This window comes from Actinomadura meyerae (assembly GCF_900188445.1).
GTDB lineage: Bacteria > Actinomycetota > Actinomycetes > Streptosporangiales > Streptosporangiaceae > Spirillospora > Spirillospora meyerae.
Genome location: NZ_FZOR01000012.1, coordinates 22,115 through 40,437 on the forward strand (window position 1 = coordinate 22,115; position 18,323 = coordinate 40,437).

Consider the following 18,323-nt stretch of genomic DNA (forward strand, 5'->3'; position numbering starts at 1 on the left):
CCCCGCCCCTCAGCTTCCGGCCTTCTCCAGGGCCTGGGTGATGTCGGCCCACAGGTCGTCGGGGTGCTCCAGGCCGACGGCGAGGCGCACCAGTCCCTCGGCGATGCCGGCGGCCGCCAGGGACGGGGCGTCCATCTGGCGGTGGGACGTGCTCGCCGGGTGCATCACCAGCGTCGCGATGTTGCCGAGGGACGGGCCGAGCGAGATCAGCTCGACGGCCTCGGAGAACACGCGGCCCGCGTCGCGCCCGCCGGCGAGTTCGAAGGACAGGACGCCGCCGGCGCCGTCCGGGAGCAGGCGCCGGGCCACCTCGTGCTGCGGGTGGTCCGGCAGCCCCGGGTAGTGGACGCGGGTGACGGCCGGGTGCGCGGCCAGGCGGCCCGCGAGGTCGAGCGCGGACGCGCTCTGCCGCGCGACGCGCATCGGCATGGTGGCGATGCCGCGGATGGTCAGCCAGGCCGAGTGCGCGTCGGCGGTGGAGCCGATCTCGATGGCGTGGTTCCAGACCCGCTGGTGGACGGACGGCTCGGCGAACACGGCGACGCCCCCGATGATGTCGCCGTGCCCGCCCAGGTACTTGGTCGCCGAGTGGATGACGATGTCGGCGCCGTGCGCGATGGGCTTGCACAGCAGCGGTGCGAAGGTGTTGTCGACGACGGTCAGCACGTCGGTGCCGTCGACGGCGGCGGCGAAGGCGGGCACGTCCGTGACGTGGGTGGTGGGGTTGGCGACCGTCTCCAGGTAGAGGAGCCGGGTCTCGGGGCGCAGGGCGTCGCGCACTTCGGCGGGGTCGTCGCCGGGGATGAAGGTGACGTCCACGCCCCAGCGTTCGGCGAGGTCGTGCAGGAGCGCGTAGGTGCCGCCGTAGAGGGCGGTCTGGGCGATGACGTGGTCGCCGCTGCGCAGCAGGCCCATCAGGACCGCGTTGACGGCGCCCATGCCGGACGCGGTGGCGAGCGCCCCGGAGCCGCCTTCGAGTTCGGCGACGGCGCGTTCGAGGGAGCGGACGGTGGGGTTGCCCATGCGGGCGTAGAAGAACGCCTCGTCCGGCCCGGCGAAGGCGGCGGCCAGGTCGCCGGCGGAGTCGAAGGAGAACAGGTGGCCCTGGTAGATCGGGACGGCGAGGGGGCGGCTGCCCTCCGGCGTGATCACGGTCGGGTGGACGGCGCGGGTCTGCGGGTCGTGTCCGGTCATGCTTCCAGCCTGCGGCGGGATCCGGCCTGCCGGAACGGCCAATTGCGACCAGTGGCCCGGACCACGCCCCCCGGCGTGCTCCGCGGTGCCGGACCACCGGCCCGGCCGGGGACGCCCCGGCGCCCCTGCCGGTACGGTTCCCGCCGCCGGGCCCGCCCACCCCGCGAGGGCCGGCCGGCGATCGGGATCGTCCCGGACAAAGGTGCCTTTTGGGGCGTCTCCCGGCCGGAGTCCCGAGCATCACCCGGCGAGGGACCCCGGCGCCATCCGGGAGATCACCGCCACTTCGCGGCGTCCGGCACCTACGTAATGCGGGTCAGCCCCGGGCCGCGCGGGCGAAGAGCCGCCGGTAGACGCGGCGGAGGCCGTGGATATCACTGACAGGCTCGGCGAACGCGAGCCGCACGTCGAACGACGGCAGTACGTGCGGCGGCAGGTGCGGACGCGTGTGCGGAGGCGTGTGCGGCGGTCGCGGGGAGCAGCGCACCCACATGCCGTACCGGTCCAGCGCCAGCGGCCGGACCTGCCCGGACGGGACGGAGTCCGGCAGCAGCCCGGCCAGCTCGTCCCGGTGCGCGGAGTCCAGATGGGTGAGGACGCCGGCCTCGATCGCGACGAGCGGGTCCGGCGCGGCGGCGGCGTACTCCTCGGGCTCCAGGACGGCGCTCCCCCACGCGTCCTCGATCTCGACCTGCGCGACGTCGAGCGCGAGGACCGTCCACTCCCGGCCATCGCCGCCGAGGTCGAGCAGTTCGGGACGCGGGTGGACGTGCGAGAGCCGCAGCGCGGCGGCGCGCCGCTCGGCGGCCGGGAGCTCGCTCAGCCAGCCGTGCAGCCAGGCCCGGCCGCGCACCCGGTCGGCGAACGCGACCGGCGCGACATCGCTGATCCGCAGGGTGGCGGGCACGTCGTCGGGGTCGGCGGCGAGCGCGGCGACGACCGGCGAGCCGGCGGGGACGAGCAGCAGCGGCCGCCCGCCGCGGTCGGTGGCGTGCGCGGGGACGGGCGTGTCCGGGACCTGCGGCATCGCGAGGACGCCGCCCGCGATGCCGTAGGCGAGGGTCCGGGCCCGTTCCGCGGGTGCCGGCCCGTCGGCCGGCCCGTCGGCAGTGGTCTCCGCTCGCAGCACCGCAACCTCCTTGACGTCTCAGGTTAGGCTTACCTAACTTAGGTGTACCTAACCACTAAGGAGCGTGATGAACAACCCCCGACCGAAGGTGCGGCTCTCGCGGGCCCTCGGGATCCCGCTGACGCCGAAGAGCGTGAAGTACTTCGAGGCCCGCCCCTACCCGCCCGGCGTCCACGGCCGCGCGCGCAAGCAGGAGACCGACTACAAGGTGCGGCTCCGCGAGAAGCAGCGGCTCCGGGCGCAGTACAACATCCGCGAGGCCCAGCTCCGCAACGCCTTCGACAAGGCCGCCTCGGCGGGCACCAAGACCGGTGAGGCCCTCCTCGCCGACCTCGAATGCCGCCTCGACGCGCTCGTCCTGCGTTCCGGGTTCGCCCGCACCATCTACCAGGCGCGGCAGTTCGTCGTGCACCGGCACGTGCTGGTGAACGGCCGCCGCGTCGACCGCCCGTCCTACCGGCTCCGGCCCGGCGACGTCATCACGATCGCCGAGCGCAGCCGGAGCATGGACGCGTTCCAGATCGCCGCCGCGGGCGGCCACGCCGAGACCGTCCCGCCCTACCTGGACGTCCGGCACGACGCGCTCGCCGCGCGGCTCGTCCGCCGCCCCGAGCGCGCCGAGATCCCCGTCATCTGCGACGAGCAGCTCGTCGTCGAGCACTACTCGCGCTGAGCGGCCGGCGCGGGCCGCCGACCGACCACGGGACGGACGACATGAAAGCGCCCCGCACGCTTCCGTGCGGGGCGCCTGCGGCCGGCGTCAGTTCTTCGGCTTCTCGGTCTTGCCCGGCTTCGGCGACTGCGTCGCCCCGCCGTTGGGCACGCCGGGGATCTGCCCCTGCTGCTGGTTCCGGTTCTGGTCGTTGATGCCGGACGGGTACTGCTGGGTGATCTTCCACTTGCCGTCGATCTTGCTGAGGGAGAGCCGCAGCAGGGTCGCGGGCTGGTTGATCGTGCCGTCCTTGGTCTTCAGCGCCATGTCCATCATGAGCACGGCGGTGGCGAACTTGCCGTTGACGCTGCCGACGAAGACCTGGTTCGTCTTGGACGTCAGCGCCACCTGCGGGTCGGCCTGGAACGCGCTGGCCACGGTCGGGACCGTGTTCTTCTTGTAGTCGTCCAGCATGTCGCCGGCCAGCAGCTTGAGCGCCTTGTCGGTCTGCGTCTGGTAGTTCGTTGGGTTGTAGTTGTAGGCGACGTTCCCGTAGGCGGACGCGACGTCGCCGATGGCGTCCCGCTCGTCCTGCTCGGACGACAGCGAGCTCGCGCTCGTCCACTTCCAGATCGCCACGCTCGCCAGCAGCGCGACGAGGACCACGAACACCACGGTCGGCAGGAGCGGCAGCCCGAACAGCCCCGGCCGCGGCGCCGCCCCGGCCGCCGCGTCCTCCGCGTCCTCCGCCGGCTGGGCCGGACGCGGCTTCGGCTTCGGCTTCGGCGCGGCCTTCGCGGCGGGCTTCTCCACCGACACGGCCTCGGGCTCGGCCTCGACCTCGGCCTTGGCCTTGGCCTTGGCCGGACGAGCCGGACGGGCCGGACGAGCCGGACGGGCCGGGGCCTCCTCCCCGGCCTCCTCCGCCTGCGCGTCCTCGGCGTCGAGGGCCTCCAGCACCTCGTCCAGGTCCTCGTCGTCGATGACCTCGATGACCCGCACGCGGCGCTTGCGCTTGGCGGCGGGACGCGCCGGAGCGGCCGCGGGCTCGGCGGCCTCGCCGGCCTCCGCCCGCTCCTCGGCCGGGACCGCCTCGACCTCGTCGACCTCGTCGGCCCGGTCCTTGCCGGTCTTGGCTGTCACTTGGGGAACTCCTCGGAAGTTGGGTCAGTCCTTGCGCCGGCGCAACCGGCCCAAGCGGGACACCACGGGCACCGAGCCCATCATGACCCTGATCAGTACCAGCAGGGCGATGACCGGGGGAACGTAGATTAGCCACAGCGGCGGTCCGCCGGAAGAGTCCTCGTTGTTCGCGGCCTTCCTGGCCTGGACGTTCTGCTGGTCGAGGGCGGGATCGTGGGTCGGGATCGTGTCGCCCGGGTTCTTGGCCCGGTAGGGCTTCTGCTTGGTGACGCCCGGCTCCCGTCCGCCGGGGCAGCTCGGCACCTTGGCCACCGGCGGCTGCGGGAGCGGGTACTTGTACTCCAGCGTCGCGGGCGCGTTCAGCGTGACCTGGAAAACGACGTTCAGGACGGGCTTGCCCTGGTCCATCCCGATCACGTTGTCGAGGACGTTCTTCAGCGCGGGCGCCGACGAGAGCGTCCTGTTCAGGTCGGTGAGGTAGCCGGGGTTGTACTTCCCGACGCCCCAGTTGCCGAGCATGTCGACGGTGCAGCCGAAGTCGCCCTCGGTCTTGTCGAGCAGCCCGTTCACGGTGGACAGCAGGCCGGGGCCGCGGTCGCGCAGCTCGGCGATCCGCCCGCGGACCTGGCTGAGCGCGGCGGTCAGCGCGGCGAGGTTGTCGACGCCGGAGCCGAGCAAGCCGCGGTTGCGGTTCAGCACGTCGGTGATCCGGCCGAGGTCCTTGGTGAGGCCGTCGAGCAGTTCGGTGTTCTCCGCGAACGTCTTGGTCAGGTCGTCCCCGCCGTTGATGATCTGGCGGAGCGACTCCGCGCGGCCGGACCAGCCGGCGGCGAGCTCGCTGGTGAGGACCTTGGCGTCGGCGGGGTTGATCGCCTTCAGCGAGTCGATGACCGCGCCGAACAGGTCGCCGTACTTGGGCGGCACGGTCGTCTGCGACACCGGGATGACGGTGCCGGGCTTCATCGGCGGCGCGCCCGCCCGGCCGGGGCCGGGGGTCAGCTCGACGACCGGCTCGCCGACCGCGGACTTGCGGGCCGCGGCGGCGGTCACGCCCTGCGGGATCTTCACGCCGCGGTCGATGTCCAGCCGGACGACGACCTTGTCCTTCTCCAGCGCCACCGAGTCGATCTTGCCGATCCGCAGTCCGAGGTAGTCGACCTCGAAGTTCGGGTGCAGGCCCGGTGAGGACTGGAACTCCACCGTGATGTGGTACGGCCGGTCGATGAAGTCGAACCGGACGACGTTGTTGAACGCCCACACCACCATGACCGCGGCGAGGACGCCGAAGGCCACCAGGTTGATCGTCAGCCGGCGGGTCATCCGCGTCCCTCCAGGAGCCTCTCCAGGTCCGGCAGCGCGTCCCCGAGCTTCGGCGGGATCTTCGGTGCGGACTGCTTCTTCTGCGGCTCGCTGAGGCCGGGGAAGATCGGCCGCCCGTCCGGCCAGGTGACGCGCAGGATCGGGTAGAGCAGCAGCTGGCCGTCGTAGCTGGCCAGCGGGATCTTGTACGAGAACGCCACGATGCCGTCGACGACGGCGCTGAGCCGCTTGCGGTTGTTGCCGAGCTGCTGCAGGACGGGGTCGAGGTCGTTCAGCAGTTGCCGGAACCGGCGGATGCGGCCTTCCAGGACCTTGTCGTTCAGCTCGCGGGCCATCGTGGTGAGCCGGTCGACGGTTTTAATGATCTTGTCTTTGTCGTCGTTCAGCATCCGGGTGGTGCGCTCGAGCTGGCCGGGCGCCTGGGCGAGGGCGTCGCTGCCGTTGGCGAGCGACCGGCCGAGCTTGGCGAACCGGTCGACGGTCTCGCCCAGCTCGATCCGCTGCGCGGCGAACATCTTCATCAGGTCGCTCGCCTGGGCGATCGTCTTGTTGAGCTTCTGCCCGTTGCCGTCCAGCGCGGTCGCGCCCGCGTTGACGACGGTGGCGACGTCGTCGCCGGCCAGCGCCTGGATCAGCGGCCCGGCCTGCCCGATGACCTGCTCGAACGCGGGCTGGACGCGGGTGTCGGTGATCGCGGCGCCGGAGGCGAGGTAGGGGCCGCGGGTCATGCTGCCGCCGGGCGGCAGCCGCAGTTCCACGTAGTTCTCGCCGAGCAGCGAGGTCACCTTGATCTCGGCCCGGGTGCCCTGGGGGATCTTGATGCCGTCCTCGATGGACAGCGTCGCCCGCGCCTTGTAGCGGACCAGCTCGACCTTGGTGACGGTGCCGATCTTGATGTCGGACATCTGCACGCTGTGCCCGGCGACGAGGCCCTGGGCGTCGTCGAACGTGGCGGTCAGCGTGAGGTCGCCCTTCGGCGCGCCGGCCGTCTTGTAGGAGCAGCCGGAGACCGCGAGGGTCGCGGCCACGAGGACGAGGAGGAACTTCCTGCCCTTGCCGGGCGGCGCGGGGGGTCGTCCCCCCGCCATGACTCGGCCCATCAGTTGCCTCCGTCCCAGGGGCAGTTGGAGTGCGGCTTGGGCAGCGGGCAGCCGACGTCGTCGCTGTTCATCAGGCCCTTCAGCCACGTCCGCAGGAACGCGTCGGTGGCGAACCGGATCTGCACCGACTTGTTCTTCGGGTTGTAGCCGCCGATGAGGGCGTCGCCGATGCCGGGCAGGACGTGCAGGAGCTGCCCGATCTGCTTGGCGTTGCCCTTGAGGACGAGCGCGGCCCGGGTGAGGACGGCGAGGTCGTAGGGCAGGTTGCCCTTGTACTTCTGGACGAGCCGGTCGCCGTTCTTGGCCAGTTCGAGGATGCCGCCGATGAGCTGCTGGAGCTCGCCGCGCTCGGAGCTCAGCACCTGGCTGGCGGTGCCGAAGTCCCGGATGATGGTGCCGAGGACCTGCTCGCGGTTCCGCACGACTCCGGCGAGCCGGTCGAGGTTCTCGGCGACCTCGATCAGTTCCTTGTCCTGCCCGGCGACGTTCTCGATGAGGCGGGCGCTCTGTTCGAGGGTGGCGTTGAACTCCCTGCCGTTGCCCTTCACCGTGTCGGCGGCGGTGCCGAGCGCGGTCTGCATCTTGGTGGGGTCGAGCGCGTTCGCCAGGTTGGTGAAGGAGCTGAGCGCGTCGTCGACCTCGACCGGCACGTGGGTGCGCTCGATCGGGATGACGTTCGCGGTCTCCTTCGCCTGCCCCGGCCGCCACGCGGGGTGCAGGACGAGGTTGCGCTCGCCGATGAGGTTCAGCGGCACGATCGACGCCTGCACGCCCTTCGGCAGCGGGACGTCGCTCCGCACGTGGAAGGTGACCTTGACCTTGTCGCCCTGGTTCTCGACCTTGTCGACGAGGCCGACGTCGGCGCCCATGACCTTGACCTTCGACTCGGGGTAGAAGGAGCGGGCCTTCGGCACGTAGACGACCATCGTGCGCTCACCGCCGGCCGAGGGGGTGAGCGAGCACCCGCCCAGGGACGCCGTCAGGGTGAGGCCCAGGGCGATGGCGATGCCCTTCACTCTTCCCTTGCCGGGGGGTGTGGGGGGTCGTCCCCCCACGGTGATCACCCTGCCCTTGCCGGGGGGTGTGGGGGGTCGTCCCCCCACAGTGATGCGCCCCATCTAGTTCCCTCCCTGGCGCCGGGTGGAGATCGGGCCCGGCGGCTGCAGCGGGCCGAGGCCGGTGAGGACGCCCTCGATCCAGGGGCCGTTGCCCTTGAGGTTGGCGACCTGCTGGAACGTCGGCCCGAGCAGCGAGAAGTCGGTGTTCAGCGCGTCCATGTTGGGCGCGAGCCGGGTGGTCAGCAGGTGCAGGTTGTCCAGGAGCGCGTCGAGCTGCTTCTGGTTCTTGGAGATCACGTTGGACAGCGTCTGGACGGTCCGGTTGCCCTGCCCGATCGTCGCGGCCAGCTCGTTGCGGCGCCGGACGAGCGCCTGGAGCAGCACCTGGCTGGAGTTGATGATCTCGCGGAGCTGCTCGTCCTTACTGGCAAGCGTGCCGGTGATCGTCTTGCTGCTCTCGATCAGCCGCTGGATCTGCGGGTAGGAGTCGTTCAGCATCCGGGACAGGTCCTGGACGTTGGTGAGGACCCGGTTCAGCTTCGCCGCGCCCGGCGACCTGATCTTGTTGACCTCGGTGAGCAGCTTGTCGATGCTCTTCTGGTCGAGCTTGCCGACGATGTTCTGCGCGCCCTCCAGCGCGTCCGGGACGGTGAACGGCACGCTGGTGCGGTCCAGCGGGATGCGCCGCCTCGACTCGGGGACGTCCGCCATGTACGGCTTGGACACCGGCCCGGACAGCCGCAGGTAGCGGCCGCCGAGCAGCGTGGTCGTCTGGATCTCCGCGCGGGTCTTCGGCCCGAGGTCGATCCCGGCGTTCACGTGCCACGTCACGATGATCTTGCCGTGCCGGAAGTCGGGCTCCACGGAGGTGATGCGGCCCGACTTCACGCCGGCGACCCGCACGTCCTGGCCCTTCTTCAGCCCGGCCGTGTCGCTGAACTCGCCGCTCATCGTGTAGCCGCGGTCGAACAGGTGGAGCTGGCCGATCGCGAACGCGAACACGCAGCCGGCGCCGAGCGCGGTGAGCGTGACGATCGCGACGGCCTTCTGGTTGACGTCGCGCAGCGACTTCAGCGCCATCAGCCGCCACCTCCTTGCAGCATGGTCCTCAGCTTGGCGAGGTCGTCCTTGGTCGGCTGGCCGGTGCCCGGCGCCCTCGGCAGCTCCATCGGGAACGGGCACGGCCCCTGCATCACGTTCAGGCAGAGCGCGTTGGTGCGCAGGAAGTGGCCGCCGTTCGCGGTGGAGAAGAGCTGCCGCAGCGTCAGCGGGAGCTGCTGCACCATCTTCTCGAGCTGGTCCACGTTCAGCCGGAACGTGGTGGCGAACTTGCCGAGGTTGTCGATGATGCGCGCGAGCTGCGCGTCGTTGCCGCCGAGCACCTGGTTGAGGTTGGTGGTGACGCCGCCGATCTCGACGATGGCGTCGTCGAGCAGCTTGCGGTTGTTGGCGAAGACCTTGGTGAGCGACTCCAGGTTGTCGATGCTCGCCGCGATCTGCTTGTCGCGGGTGGCGACCGCGCCGCTCACCGTCTCGTAGTTGTCGATCATCCCCTCGATCGTCTTCTTGCGGGCCGCGAAGGTCCGCAGCAGCAGGTCGAGGTTGTCGGTCAGCAGCGAGATGTTCTGCTCGTTGCCGTCCAGCGCCTGCGAGAACGAGAAGAGGATCTTGTTGAGCTGGTTCGGGTCCAGGTTGCGGGTCAGCGGGCCGAGCGCGTTGACGACCTCGCCGAGGTCGACCACGGACCGGGTGTGCGGGACGCGGTCGCCGTCGCCCAGCATGGCGCCGCTCGACCCCGGCTCCAGGTAGACGACCCGCTGCCCCATGACGTTGCGCCAGCGGATCGCGGCGGTGGAGTCGGACGGCAGCCGGACGTCCTTGTCGACGGCCATCACGACGACGGCCTTGCCGCGCACCACCTTGATGCTCTTGACCTGGCCGACGGGCGTGCCGGCGACCTTCACGCCGTCGCCCTCCAGCAGCCCGGTGACGTCGTCGAACGTGGCGGTCAGCTTGTAGCGGGAGGCGAAGCTGGTGCCGAGGATCTGCTGGCCGATGTAGAACGTGAGCAGCCCGGTCACGAGGACGAAGACGAGCGTCTTCAGCATCGTGGCGTAGTCGGGTCCGCGCGCCGCCTTGCGGCGCTGCCGCGGGCTCAAGGCCGCCCCCCGGTCTTGCTCTGGCCCGGGAGCGTCATCTCGAACGCCGTCTTCTGCGGCTTGGTCGTGCAGGCGTCGATGAAGATCTGGCAGATGTCGAGGGGGAGGTCGTCGCGCGCCTGCGCGATGACGGTGCCCTCCGGCCCGGGGATGCGGATGATCTGCGCCAGCAGGTTGAAGAACCCGTTCAGGCTGTCGAGCAGCACCGGGATGTTGCGGCGCTGGTTGTCGAACACCGCGACGATCTGGCCGCCGTTGTCGACGAGCCTGCCGAGGTTGCGGCCGTGCTGCTCCAGGTTGCGGCCGAGGGTGTCGCCGAGCTTGCTCGACTCGTCCAGCAGCTGCGAGACCTTGTCGGGCTTCGCGCTGATCGTCTGCGACAGCTTGTTGAAGTCGCCGGTGAACGCGGTGAGGGTGTCGCCGCGGGAGGCCAGCGTGCCCGACAGCCCGTTGATGTTGCGCAGCAGCGCGTTGATCGCGGCCCGGTCCTTGTGGGTGGCGTCGACGACGATCGCGCCGTTGTCGATCGTCCGGCGGAGCGCGGGCCCCTGCCCGGACAGCCCCGAGCCGAACGTGTGCAGCAGCGCGGCCACGTCGTCGGGGTTGATCGCCTTGGTGAGGTCGGAGGCGAGCCAGGCGGTGTCGGACAGCTCCTTCGGGTCGTTGGTCTGCGCGACCGTCCCGCCGTCCTTCAGGTAGGGGCCGGTCAGCTCGTGCGCGCCGAGGTCGAGGCTGAGGTCCTTCGGGCCGAACACCGAGACCGGCTCGACCGTCGCGACCGCCGTGTCGGCGACCCGGACGCCCTCGTCGACCCGGAAGCGGACCTTGACGCGGCCCTGGTGGTCGAGCGCGACGCGGTCGACGGCGCCGACCGAGATCCCGCGGACCTTCACCTCGGACTTCTCCGGGTCGAGGCCCTGCCCGGCGCGGCCGAACGTGGCGTTGTAGTACGTGGAGCCCGAGTGGTCCGGGGTGGAGCCGATCGCGACGAACGCGGCCGCGGCCGCGATGACGCCGGCGCCGACCAGCCCGAACACCGCCCGGGAGCGCTGGGAGATGGTCTCTTCGCTCATCCGGTCAACTTCACTGTGCTGCCGTGGCCCCAGAAGATGTAGGACAGGACCAGGTTCATGAGGATCATCAGGATGGTCGACTCTCTGATCGCGCGGCCCGCGGCGACGCCGACGCCGACCGGCCCGCCCGCCGCGTAGTAGCCGCGGTAGCAGTGGATGAACATGATGATGAACGCGAACACCGCCACCTTGATGACGCTGTAGAACACGTCGATAGGCGGCAGGTAGAGGTGGAAGTAGTAGTCGTAGATGCCGGGTGAGAGCCCGAAGTACTGGATCGTGATGAAGCGGGTCGCGAAGAACGCCATGAACAGCGACACCAGGTACAGCGGCACGAGGGCGATGACGCCGGCGGCGACCCGGGTGCAGACCAGGTAGGCCAGCGAGTTGATGCCCATGACCTCCAGCGCGTCGATCTCCTCGGAGATCCGCATCGCGCCGATCTCGGCGGTGAACCCGGTGCCGACCTGCGCGACCAGCGCGACGCCCGCGATGATCGGGGTGACCTCGCGGACGTTGGAGTAGCTGGCGACGAGCCCGGTGAACGCCTCCGCGCCGATGCGCTCCAGCCCGGGGTAGCCCTGGAGGCCGACCATCGCGCCGGTGGCGAGCGACATCGTGGCGATCACGAAGATCATGCCGCCGCCGATGACGAGCGCACCGACGCCGACGGTGATGTCGCTGACCTGCTTGGCGAGGGTCTTGCCGTACTTGCGCTTGATGATGATGTCGACGAACAGGTGGTAGAGGACCCGGCCGAGGAAGACCGGGAGGTCGGCGGACGCGGCGAGGCCCGCGGTCCGGCCGCGGACGGCGCGGCCCAGTTTGCGCACGGGGGATATGGCGACCATCAGAACCTCGGGGGGAACAGGACCTGGTAGATCATGGTGAGGATGTAGTTCGTCGCGAACACCACGATCGAGGTGACGACGACGGCCTTGTTCACCGCGCGGCCGACGCCGACGGGGCCGTAGTCGCAGTTCATGCCCATGTAGCAGGCGACGGCGGCGGCGATGAAGCCGAACACCCACGCCTTGAACAGGGTGATCACCAGGTCTGAGAACTGCAGCAGGGTGGTCGATCCGTCGAAGAACGCGCCCGGGCTGACGCCCTGCTGGATGACGTTGAAGTAGTAGCCGCCGATGACGCCCGCCAGGATCACCACCGAGCACAGCAGCCCGGACACCATGCTCGCCGCCCACAGCCTGGGGGTGACCAGGCGGTGGATCGGGTTGATGCCCATGACCTCCATCGCCGCGAGTTCGTCGCGGATGTTGCGGGCGCCCATGTCGGCGGTGATCGCCGAGCCGCCCACGCCGGAGACCAGCAGCGCCGCGGCCAGCGGCGCCACCTGCTGGATCATCGCGGCGGTGAGCAGGGCGCCGGTGCCCGACTGCGCGCCGAGCTGGCGGGCGATGTCGCCCACCTGGAGCGAGATCGTCGCGCCGAGCGGCACCGCGATGAGCATGACCGGGACGCTCGTCACGCGTGCCAGGAACCAGCACTGCTCGATGAACTCGCCCCACCACTGACGCAGGTCCCAGGAGCGGCGCAGCCCTTCGAGCAGGGTCACGCACAGCAGTCCTGTCTCGTCGAGCGCTCGCCCGACGCGTCTGCGGGCCTGGTCCGGGGCCTTCGAGAGGCTCAGGGCCATCAGCCGGCGACCTCCCCCTGGGGGGTGGGGTGAAGGTACATACCAGCCTCCTTCGTTCTCGGACGTCGGCGCCCATCCGATACGCCGGCTCCCGCCGGGTCACAGGCGGCGCCCGCGTCCTCTTCGTCGTCGCGCGCCACCGTGGTCTCGGCAGAGACCGGGATCACAGCATGACCCAAGCAAGCACTCGGGTACCACCGCTGTGATCTGAGGCACTCTATTGGAAGAAGGTCTAAGAAGCGAGTACTTACATATGGATTTGTCCGAAGCTACGATCGGGCGCACGATGATCGAGACGGGGCGTGAGATGGAAGACGACATGGACGGCGGCATCGACCCGCTGGTCATGGGCGTCCGGGATCGCTGGGCCGAGCAGGGGCTCCAGGGCGGCCCCTGGCCGTTCATGGCGATCTGCGCGGTGGGACGGCTCGATCAGCTCTTCAAGAAGGCCCTCGAAGCGGAGCTGAAGGGCCTCGGCCTGACCCGCAGCGGCTACCTGCTGCTGACGACGCTGGCCCTCACCACCCGCGGCAGCGCGCGGCTGAGCACGCTCGGCCGGATCCTCATGGTGCACCCGACGACGGTGACGCTGACGGTCGAGCAGCTTGAGGCGGCGGGCCTCGTCACCCGCACCCGGCATCCCCGCGACCGGCGCGCGACGCTGGTGGAGATCACCGCGGCGGGACGGGAGCGGGCCAACGCGGCGAGCCTGGCGCTGGAGTCGCCCGGCGGCGCGTTCGCGCCGTTCGCGGGCACGCACCGCGAGGTGTTCGAGGCGCTCCAGCCGGCCCGGCTCGCGGCCGGCGACGTGGAGCTGCTGAACCCCGGCGGCGCCCGGAGCTGAGCCGGTACGGCGACGCCCGGGGCGGCCGCGCGGGGAGGTGCCGGAGGGACGCGGGGGAAGACGCGGGACGGGTGAACCGCGTACGATGCGGCCCGCGTACCTTCTATTCGACGTACCTTCAGTCCGACGACCCTCAGTTCGACGACCCTCAGTTCGACCACACGACCCCGGGCGATAAGGCAGTCTTCATCCCATGCCCCAGAGTCACGGCACCCGCAGACGTCCCCCCGAGGGCAGGCGCGCCCGCTCCGGGCGGGTCCCCGCACCGCGTCCGGCGCCGGACGCGTACGACGACTACGACGCGTACGGCGGCTACGGCGGCGGGCCGGGCGGCGGGTCCGGGGCGATGCCGCCCTCCGTCCCGCCGGAGAAGAAGCGGCGCCTGCGGAAGGTGCTCACCAGCAACGTCACCATCACCGTCGCGGCGATCGCCGCGCTCGGCACCGCGGTCACGGTGGTCGACCTCAACGCCTTCACCGGCGACGACACCAAGCCGCCGAAGGCCGCCGCGGCCGGGCTGTCGACCAACGACATGCTCGCCGCGCTGACGTCCGCGTCCGACATGGACGCGGTCGCCGCCGACGCGATCGCCCACGCCAAGGAGCGCGCGTACAAGCTGCACCAGGCCGAGCTGAAGCGGCTCAAGGAGAAGGCCAAGCGGGACGCGGCGGCGCGGGCGAAGCTCAAGGCGCAGCAGGAGCGCGAGCGGCTCGCCAAGATGAACCCGAGCGCCGCGCAGAACAAGGCGTACGGCAAGAAGATGAACGCCATGAAGGGCTGGGGCCGCTGCTGGCCGTCCCTGCTGACGCTGTGGAACCACGAGAGCGGCTGGAACGAGCGGGCCGTCAACCCGTCCAGCGGCGCCTACGGCATCCCGCAGGCGCTACCGGGCTCGAAGCTGGCGAGCGCGGGCGCCGACTGGCGCACCAGCTCCCCCACCCAGATCGCGTGGGGGCTCGGCTACATCAAGGCCCGCTACAAGGACCCGTGCGGCGCCTGGTCGTTCTGGCAGTCGCACAACTGGTACTGACCGGCGGTACCGGCCGGCGGTACCGGCCGGCGGTGCTAGTCGGCGGTACTGGTCGGCGGTACTGTTCGGCGCCAACCGCCTGCGGCCGGTCGACGTTTCGTCCCCGCCCGCGCGTGCGCGAGCTGGCACCATGAAGGGATGCGGACGAGCAGGACGCGCCACGGCGGCGACACGGGCAACGGCGACGGGCCGGGCGGAGGGCTCGGCGGCGGGCCGGGCGGCTCGCCGGGTGGTTCGCCGGGCGGAGGGTCGTCCGGTGGCGGGCGGCAGTGGGCCCGCGCCGACGCCACCCGGCACGCGCTGCTGAGCGCGGCGCAGCAGGTCTTCGCCGACCGCGGCTACGCCGACGCGGGCATCGCCGAGATCGTGGAGCGGTCCGGCATCAGCGTCGGCAGCCTCTACCACCACTACGGCGGCAAGGCCGGGCTGTACGTGGCGCTGTGGGAGGACCTCAGCGCCGAGCAGGAGGCGAGCGCCGCGCAGGCCGTGTCCGCCGCGCGCAAGGACGGCGAGTCCGACCCGATCGCGCTGTTCACCGCGGGCGCGCGCGCCTACCTGCGAGTGTGCTGGGAGCGGCGGGAGGCGGCCCGGCTGTTCCTCGCCGGGGAGGGCCCGTCGGGGTCGTCGCTGATGCGCCGCAGCCGCGCCCAGCACTGGATCGCGCAGAACACCAAGCTGCTGCGCGGCCCCGCGTCCGGTGAGCCCGCGGGGCGCGCCGACCAGGTGCTGAGCCTGGTGCTGACGACGGTCATCGGCGAGGCCGGACGGGAGATCGCCACGGCCGAGAGCGAGGACGAGGCCGCCGAGATCATCGACGAGGTGTGCCGGATCCTGATCCGGCTGGCGCGCTGACGCCGGGCCGGAACCCGGCGGCGGGCAGCGCGAGCAGCGCCGCCCCGCACAGCGCCGCCGCGCCGACGGCCAGGGTGCAGGCGGCCACGGTGACGTCCGCGCCCGGTTCCGGGAGGGCGAGGGCGGCGCGGCGCACCGGTTCGGCGATGAGGAGCGGCACGGCGGCCCAGACGGTCAGCCGCGCCGTCCGGGACCCGTTCAGCAGTTCCGGCGCCGTGTGGGTCAGCAGGGCGCCCGCGGCGAGGAGGAGCGCGCACAGGGCCATGCCGGTGCCGACGCCGGGCCCGGCCGCGTGCGGGCCCGCGGGGCCCGGTACGAGGGCGTCCAGGAGCCGCAGGAGCCAGACGCGGGACCCGGTGCTGGCGAGGACGCCGATGACGAGGACGGCCGACGCCGCCCAGGCCGCGCACAGCAGCGCCACCGCCGCGACGGCGAGGTGGGACTGCTCCCACCGCTGAGCCTGGAGCGGCGGCCCGCCGGGACGTTCGGGGGCTGCGTCCCGGAGGCCGCCGCGGTCAGGGGCGGACGGCACGGATCTGCCCGACCGACAGCCGGATCGGCGGGACCGGCTGGAGCGGGCGGAGCGGCCGCGCGCGGGCGGGCTGCGGCGGGAGGGTGCGGAGCCGCGCCGCGGTGGGCCGCTTGCCCGCGAGGCGGCGGCGGGCGGCGCGGAGCCTGCGGCGCGTCACCCGCTCGGCGCGGGTGTCGGCGCGGCGGATCAGCCGGAGCCGCATCAGCAGCAGCGTCACCCCGGCTCCGAGCGCGGCGAGGAAGCCCGCCTGGAACGCCGCGAGGTCCTCGACGGTGAACGGCTCGGCGGGGATCGTGCGCAGGTTCGACACCGGGACGAGCGGCCCGGACGCCGGCGCGATCTGCGGGGCGTTCGCGGGCACGATCGGCGGCAGCGCCACCTGCGGCCCCTTCATCCCGGCGAGCGGGTTGAAACCGGACGGCGTCAGCGGCGGCACGCCGGGCGGCAGGGTCCCCGCGCTGATCCCCGGCGGCAGCGCGCCGGACGCCGAGGTGATGATCAGCTTGTAGGTGCGGGACACGCTGCGCGCCTTGGCCGCCGACACCGACGCCCGCAGCGTGATGACGCCGGGCTTGGCGGAGGCCGGGGCCTTCACGGTCGCGATGGCGGACGCCCCGCCGGAGCCGACGGCGCCGAGGGACTGCGCGCCGGGGCTGACCGACGCGCCCGACGCCGACATCCGCAGCGCGACACCGGTCGCGGTCGCGTACGCCGACGAGATCCGCACGGTCGCGGTGATGGAGCCGCCGGGCTTCATCGTCGCCTGCGACACCGTCAGCCCGAGCGACAGCACCGGCGTCTTCGGCGTGCCCGACCCGGGCGGCGGGGTCGTCGGGTCGGTGGGCGTCGACGTCGGAGGCGGGGTCGTCGGATCGGTCGGCGGATCCGTCGGGGGGTCGGATGTCGGCGGATCCGTGGGCGGGTCCGACGTGGGCGGATCCGTGGGCGGATCGGACGTCGGCGGATCCGTGGGCGGATCCGAGGTCGGCGGATCGGTCGGCGGGTCCGACGTGGGCGGGTCCGACGGCGTCTCGGTCTCGGGCGGGTCGGACGGCGTGTCGCTCATCGTCGTCTCGGGCGACGGGCTCTCGTCCGCGTACACGGGGTGGACGCCCACCGTCCCGATGAGCGTCACCGCGCCGAGCCCGGCCAGGACCGAAGCAGCCGATCGTGAACGCACCCCGAACGCACCTCCACCGCGTCGCGACCATCCCGCCGAAATGGCGCTGAAATTGGATGGAAGCATGTGCTGATTCGGCTAATCAACCCCGAACGCGAAGGTCCGTGTCAGCTGCTCATATCACGCCCTTCCGCAATTGGCCGTTTATCACCGGGTGAGGACTTCGCCGGGGCGCGCCCGCGGGCCGGTCCGGCGGGCGCGGCGGCGCGCTCGCGCAGCCGCATGGCGCGCAGCACCGCCTCGATCGCGAACCGCGCGTCGGAGTCGGTGAGCCGGTCGCCGAGCGTGCTCTCGACCTGCCGCATCCGGTAGCGGACGGTCTGCGGGTGGACGCCGAGCTCGGCGGCGATGTCGGCGGCGCTGCCGCGCGTCGTCAGCCAGGCCCGCAGGGTCTCCAGCAGGCGCTCGCGCTGCCGGGGGGTGAAGTCGTCCATGACGCCGAGGTGCCGCCGCGCGAGCTGGTCGATGAGGGCCTGGTCGGACAACAGCCACAGGGTGATGAGGTGCTCCTCGCAGTCGGTGACGGGCGAGTCGCCGAGGACGCCCTCATCCACCAGGCGGAGGGCGCACCGCGCCCACCGCAGGGAGTCGACGACGCCCGCGGGCGGCACCGCCAGGCCGATGACGAGCTGCCCGTCCGGCAGGACGCGCAGCAGGGAGCGGCGCCGCTCAGGGGTGATCCGTCCGGGGACGACGAGGAACGGCTGGGTGGCGGTGAGGTCGGCGAGGACGTCCTCGTCGAGGGCGGCCCGCACGTACCGGGCGCCGGGCGGCGCCACGACGGCGGTCACCTCGTCGGGGACCGTCCACCCGGCCCGCTCGGCGGCCTCGGCGAGGACGCGCGGCGACGTGGTGGGTTGCAGCAGCAGCTCCATTAAGCGCCGCCGGTGCGCCTCGGCCTCGCCGTCCGGGCGGGCGTCCAGGTAGCCCTCCAGGGCGAGCGCGGCGAGTTCGTCGATGTAGGCGAACAGGGCGTCGGCGAGCTGGGCCATGACCTCGGGCGACACCCGGCGGCGCGGCCCGACCTTCATGATGCGGCGCCAGGCGACCTGGGCGCCGATGCGCAGCGCCGCCTGCAGGGTGTCGAGCGTCCGGCCCTCCTGCGCCTCGAAGCGGCCGAGGCGGCGGTAGGTCTCGTAGTGGCGCTCGCGCGGGGCGAGGGGGTTGGCGACCCGGTCGACGAAGTCGGTCAGGGCGCGTTCGACGCCGATCCGCAGGGCCTCCACGTAGGGGCCCTTCAGCGGGCGCCCGTACTCGGGAATGGACCGGCGCACCTCGTCGATGATCTCTTGGGCGAGGCTGGGCAATTCCGGGCGCATCAGCAGGGCGAGCCGGCGAGGCAGCCGGGTCCGGCGCTTCACCGTCCCCCGCGTCAACGTCTGCTGTGCCATGGGCACACCTCC

The 18,323-nt window shown here is 71.9% G+C and carries 18 protein-coding genes; 4 read left to right on the forward strand and 14 right to left on the reverse strand.

Annotated features, from left to right (window positions below; all coding sequences use genetic code 11):
- Nucleotides 1-9: 9 nt before the first annotated feature.
- Both CHF16_RS14430 and CHF16_RS14435 read right to left on the reverse strand, forming a co-directional pair.
- Entirely contained in the window at nt 10-1,194 is a 1,185-nt protein-coding gene (locus CHF16_RS14430; RefSeq protein ID WP_089326532.1) for a trans-sulfuration enzyme family protein, read from the reverse strand.
- A gap of 316 nt (nt 1,195-1,510) precedes the next feature.
- On the reverse strand, nt 1,511-2,323 hold the full coding sequence (locus tag CHF16_RS14435; RefSeq protein ID WP_245868506.1) for a DUF2470 domain-containing protein: 813 nt from the start codon (nt 2,321-2,323) through the stop codon (nt 1,511-1,513).
- Between the two features lie 67 nt (nt 2,324-2,390).
- On the opposite strand from CHF16_RS14435, the gene rpsD reads away from it, so the two are divergent.
- Nucleotides 2,391-2,996: a 30S ribosomal protein S4 gene (gene rpsD, locus CHF16_RS14440; RefSeq protein WP_089326533.1), complete on the forward strand. Its 606-nt coding sequence runs from the start codon at nt 2,391-2,393 to the stop codon at nt 2,994-2,996.
- Nucleotides 2,997-3,083: 87 nt separating this feature from the next.
- Here the strand turns inward: rpsD and CHF16_RS14445 are convergent, their stop codons facing one another.
- The 9 genes from CHF16_RS14445 to CHF16_RS14485 all read right to left on the reverse strand — a co-directional run bounded on the left by CHF16_RS14445 (nt 3,084) and on the right by CHF16_RS14485 (nt 12,482).
- Nucleotides 3,084-4,118, reverse strand: a complete 1,035-nt coding sequence (locus CHF16_RS14445) for a hypothetical protein (RefSeq protein WP_089326534.1) — start codon at nt 4,116-4,118, stop codon at nt 3,084-3,086.
- A 24-nt stretch (nt 4,119-4,142) separates the two neighbouring features.
- A complete protein-coding gene (locus tag CHF16_RS14450; protein WP_089326535.1) occupies nt 4,143-5,438 on the reverse strand; it encodes an MCE family protein in 1,296 nt (431 codons plus the stop codon).
- Nucleotides 5,435-6,538 (reverse strand): MlaD family protein, encoded by a 1,104-nt coding sequence (locus CHF16_RS14455; RefSeq protein WP_245868508.1) that lies wholly within the window; start codon nt 6,536-6,538, stop codon nt 5,435-5,437. Before CHF16_RS14455 ends, CHF16_RS14450 begins: the two co-directional genes overlap by 4 nt.
- A complete protein-coding gene (locus CHF16_RS14460) occupies nt 6,538-7,554 on the reverse strand; it encodes an MCE family protein (protein WP_245868509.1) in 1,017 nt (338 codons plus the stop codon). The genes CHF16_RS14455 and CHF16_RS14460 overlap by 1 nt, the downstream gene beginning before the upstream one ends.
- Before the next feature lie 102 nt (nt 7,555-7,656).
- Nucleotides 7,657-8,676 carry an MCE family protein gene (locus CHF16_RS14465; protein WP_089326538.1) on the reverse strand — a complete coding sequence of 340 codons (1,020 nt, stop codon included), beginning with the start codon at nt 8,674-8,676 and terminating at the stop codon, nt 7,657-7,659.
- The gene (locus tag CHF16_RS14470) at nt 8,676-9,755 is read right to left on the reverse strand and encodes an MlaD family protein (protein ID WP_245868510.1); all 1,080 of its coding nucleotides are present in this window, start codon (nt 9,753-9,755) and stop codon (nt 8,676-8,678) included. Before CHF16_RS14470 ends, CHF16_RS14465 begins: the two co-directional genes overlap by 1 nt.
- The gene (locus tag CHF16_RS14475) at nt 9,752-10,828 is read right to left on the reverse strand and encodes an MlaD family protein (RefSeq protein WP_089326539.1); all 1,077 of its coding nucleotides are present in this window, start codon (nt 10,826-10,828) and stop codon (nt 9,752-9,754) included. Before CHF16_RS14475 ends, CHF16_RS14470 begins: the two co-directional genes overlap by 4 nt.
- A complete protein-coding gene (locus tag CHF16_RS14480; protein WP_089326540.1) occupies nt 10,825-11,679 on the reverse strand; it encodes an ABC transporter permease in 855 nt (284 codons plus the stop codon). The genes CHF16_RS14475 and CHF16_RS14480 overlap by 4 nt, the downstream gene beginning before the upstream one ends.
- The gene (locus tag CHF16_RS14485) at nt 11,679-12,482 is read right to left on the reverse strand and encodes an MlaE family ABC transporter permease (RefSeq protein WP_089326541.1); all 804 of its coding nucleotides are present in this window, start codon (nt 12,480-12,482) and stop codon (nt 11,679-11,681) included. Before CHF16_RS14485 ends, CHF16_RS14480 begins: the two co-directional genes overlap by 1 nt.
- A gap of 286 nt (nt 12,483-12,768) precedes the next feature.
- Here CHF16_RS14485 and CHF16_RS14490 point away from each other — a divergent pair, with 286 nt between their 5' ends.
- The 3 genes from CHF16_RS14490 to CHF16_RS14500 all read left to right on the forward strand — a co-directional run bounded on the left by CHF16_RS14490 (nt 12,769) and on the right by CHF16_RS14500 (nt 15,208).
- On the forward strand, nt 12,769-13,326 hold the full coding sequence (locus tag CHF16_RS14490) for a MarR family winged helix-turn-helix transcriptional regulator (protein ID WP_245868512.1): 558 nt from the start codon (nt 12,769-12,771) through the stop codon (nt 13,324-13,326).
- A gap of 193 nt (nt 13,327-13,519) precedes the next feature.
- Nucleotides 13,520-14,356, forward strand: coding sequence for an aggregation-promoting factor C-terminal-like domain-containing protein (locus CHF16_RS14495; protein WP_089326542.1), 837 nt, complete (start codon nt 13,520-13,522; stop codon nt 14,354-14,356).
- Between the two features lie 138 nt (nt 14,357-14,494).
- Nucleotides 14,495-15,208 (forward strand): TetR/AcrR family transcriptional regulator, encoded by a 714-nt coding sequence (locus CHF16_RS14500; protein ID WP_089326543.1) that lies wholly within the window; start codon nt 14,495-14,497, stop codon nt 15,206-15,208.
- Here the strand turns inward: CHF16_RS14500 and CHF16_RS14505 are convergent.
- The 3 genes from CHF16_RS14505 to CHF16_RS14515 all read right to left on the reverse strand — a co-directional run bounded on the left by CHF16_RS14505 (nt 15,165) and on the right by CHF16_RS14515 (nt 18,311).
- The gene (locus tag CHF16_RS14505; RefSeq protein ID WP_089326544.1) at nt 15,165-15,740 is read right to left on the reverse strand and encodes a hypothetical protein; all 576 of its coding nucleotides are present in this window, start codon (nt 15,738-15,740) and stop codon (nt 15,165-15,167) included. The genes CHF16_RS14500 and CHF16_RS14505 overlap by 44 nt on opposite strands.
- Nucleotides 15,724-16,920: a hypothetical protein gene (locus CHF16_RS14510; protein ID WP_143227978.1), complete on the reverse strand. Its 1,197-nt coding sequence runs from the start codon at nt 16,918-16,920 to the stop codon at nt 15,724-15,726. The genes CHF16_RS14505 and CHF16_RS14510 overlap by 17 nt, the downstream gene beginning before the upstream one ends.
- Nucleotides 16,921-17,027: 107 nt before the next feature.
- Nucleotides 17,028-18,311: a PucR-like N-terminal domain-containing protein gene (locus CHF16_RS14515; protein WP_089326546.1), complete on the reverse strand. Its 1,284-nt coding sequence runs from the start codon at nt 18,309-18,311 to the stop codon at nt 17,028-17,030.
- Nucleotides 18,312-18,323: the final 12 nt, after the last annotated feature.

What these genes read in the sequence shown, in the direction of transcription:
- CHF16_RS14490 (WP_245868512.1), top strand. Translation starts at nt 12,769, where the DNA reads ATGATCGAGACGGGGCGTGAGATGGAAGACGACATGGACGGCGGCATC.
- CHF16_RS14430 (WP_089326532.1), bottom strand. Translation starts at nt 1,194, where the DNA reads ATGACCGGACACGACCCGCAGACCCGCGCCGTCCACCCGACCGTGATC.
- CHF16_RS14455 (WP_245868508.1), bottom strand. Translation starts at nt 6,538, where the DNA reads ATGGGCCGAGTCATGGCGGGGGGACGACCCCCCGCGCCGCCCGGCAAG.
- CHF16_RS14465 (WP_089326538.1), bottom strand. Translation starts at nt 8,676, where the DNA reads ATGGCGCTGAAGTCGCTGCGCGACGTCAACCAGAAGGCCGTCGCGATC.
- CHF16_RS14475 (WP_089326539.1), bottom strand. Translation starts at nt 10,828, where the DNA reads ATGAGCGAAGAGACCATCTCCCAGCGCTCCCGGGCGGTGTTCGGGCTG.
- rpsD (WP_089326533.1), top strand. Translation starts at nt 2,391, where the DNA reads ATGAACAACCCCCGACCGAAGGTGCGGCTCTCGCGGGCCCTCGGGATC.
- CHF16_RS14450 (WP_089326535.1), bottom strand. Translation starts at nt 5,438, where the DNA reads ATGACCCGCCGGCTGACGATCAACCTGGTGGCCTTCGGCGTCCTCGCC.
- CHF16_RS14495 (WP_089326542.1), top strand. Translation starts at nt 13,520, where the DNA reads ATGCCCCAGAGTCACGGCACCCGCAGACGTCCCCCCGAGGGCAGGCGC.
- CHF16_RS14485 (WP_089326541.1), bottom strand. Translation starts at nt 12,482, where the DNA reads ATGGCCCTGAGCCTCTCGAAGGCCCCGGACCAGGCCCGCAGACGCGTC.
- CHF16_RS14500 (WP_089326543.1), top strand. Translation starts at nt 14,495, where the DNA reads ATGCGGACGAGCAGGACGCGCCACGGCGGCGACACGGGCAACGGCGAC.
- CHF16_RS14515 (WP_089326546.1), bottom strand. Translation starts at nt 18,311, where the DNA reads ATGGCACAGCAGACGTTGACGCGGGGGACGGTGAAGCGCCGGACCCGG.
- CHF16_RS14480 (WP_089326540.1), bottom strand. Translation starts at nt 11,679, where the DNA reads ATGGTCGCCATATCCCCCGTGCGCAAACTGGGCCGCGCCGTCCGCGGC.